The organism is Rhodoferax sp. RT5P35 (genome assembly GCF_056521385.1).
Genome location: NZ_JBWMAX010000280.1, coordinates 1 through 1,132, shown reverse-complemented (window position 1 = coordinate 1,132; position 1,132 = coordinate 1). Strand labels below are relative to the sequence as shown.

Sequence of the window (1,132 nt, the reverse complement as noted above, 5' to 3'; positions counted from 1 at the left end):
AACCCGGCCTGCTGGCAGGCAAACATGGCCGTACTGTGCAAGCCTGCGGCGTGGGTGGGCGCGTACATGATGAAAGGCTCGCCCGCCATGTCGGCCAGCTTGAGCAGCCCCTTGTCGGCCAGCGGATTGCCACGCGGCAGGGCCGCAATGTAGTCCTCGCGCTGCAGCGGCACCAGGGTGGCCTTGCTGGGGTGCAGCAGGGGCACGCGCACCAGGCCGATATCCAGCGTGTTGTCTTCCAGCTGCTGCATGATGGCCAGCGAGGTGGCTTCGCGCAGCACCAGCTCCACGCCGGGGAACTGGGCGCGGTACAGCGGCAGCAGGGTTTGCAGCATGCCGTAGCTGGCCGAGCCGACAAAACCTATCTGCAGCGTGCCGCCCGTGCCGTCCAGCACGCTCTTGGCGGTTTCCCGCAGTTGCCCGCTGTGGAACAGCAGCTTTTTGGCCTCCATCAGCACCGCACGGCCACTGGGTGTGAGCGACACGCCGGTGGATTCGCGGTTGAACAGCTTGACCCCCAGGTCGGCTTCCAGCTTCTGGATGGACACCGACAGCGGCGGCTGCGCCATGTGCAGACGTTCGGCGGCACGCCGGAAGTTCAACGTCTCGGCAAGGGTGACAAAGTGGCGGATGCGGCGCAGGTCCATGGGAGGGGTGAGCATACCGGAGCCACCTGGCACGGCCTTAGCCCTTGAAAACCGGTGGCCGCTTGGCCAAAAAGGCGGCCACGGCTTCCTTGTGGTCGTCCGTCTGGTGCGACATGGCCTGGAACACGGCCGACATCTCCAGCAGCGTGTCCAGCCGGGTGTGCATGGCCTCGCGCAGCAGCCGCTTGGTCAGGCGCACGGCGTGGGGCGGGTTGGCTGCTATGCGCAGCGCCAGTTCATTGGCCGTGGCCAGCAGCTCATCGGCAGGCACCACGCGCGACACCAAGCCCCAGCTGGCCGCCACGTCCGGGCCGATCATTTCGCCGGTGAACGACATTTCCGAGGCGCGCGACAGCCCGATCAAACGCGGCAGCAACCAGGCCCCGCCGTCGCCCGGCACGATGCCCAGCTTCACAAAGCTCTCGGCAAACTTGGCATGGGTGGAGGCAATGCGGATGTCGCACATGCAGGCCAGGTCCAGCCCG

At 66.8% G+C, this 1,132-nt stretch carries 2 protein-coding genes; both read right to left on the bottom strand.

Annotated features, from left to right (window positions below):
• The coding region (locus tag AC097L_RS25630) for a LysR substrate-binding domain-containing protein (RefSeq protein ID WP_479589518.1) at positions 1-662 on the bottom strand (662 nt) is incomplete at its 3' end.
• A 22-nt stretch (positions 663-684) separates the two neighbouring features.
• Positions 685-1,132 (bottom strand): enoyl-CoA hydratase-related protein (locus tag AC097L_RS25625; RefSeq protein WP_479589517.1); only part of this gene is annotated, 448 nt, incomplete at its 5' end.